General features: G+C 54.0%; 1 protein-coding gene. It reads right to left on the bottom strand.

Features of this window, described 5'->3' with window-relative positions; genetic code table 11:
* On the bottom strand, positions 1–448 hold a 448-nt coding region (locus tag C5L12_RS27835), incomplete at both ends, for a S41 family peptidase (RefSeq protein WP_170109145.1).

The raw sequence follows: 448 nt of genomic DNA, 5'->3' as shown, positions 1-448 counted from the left end.
GAGCGATACCGCTTCCGTCAATGCCCCGCCGCCGTTAGTACGCAGATCGATAATCACGCTGCTAACGTTCTGTTTTTCCAGCTTCTGCAGTTGCACCTTAACGTCTTCTGTCAGGCCAACATAGAAACCGGGAATGTCGAGCACACCCACTTTCTCTTTGCCGACGGTTTTCACTGACATCTTAACGGCACGATCTTCCAGACGAATGCGTTCGCGCGTCAGGGTGACGATTTTGGTTTTCGCACCTTTACCCGCAGGCAGAATTTCCAGACGAACTTTACTGCCCTTCGGCCCTTTGATCAGCGCCACGACATCATCCAGACGCCAGCCGATCACATCGACCATGCCTTTACCCGCCTGGCCTACGCCGACAATTTTATCGCCAACCGTAATCGCTTTACTCTTCGCCGCTGGCCCACCGGCCACCATGGAATTGATAACCGTGCAG

It is taken from the genome of Neorhizobium huautlense (assembly GCF_002968575.1).
GTDB classification, from domain to species: domain Bacteria; phylum Pseudomonadota; class Alphaproteobacteria; order Rhizobiales; family Rhizobiaceae; genus Neorhizobium; species Neorhizobium huautlense.
This window is presented reverse-complemented; position numbering and strand designations above follow the sequence as displayed.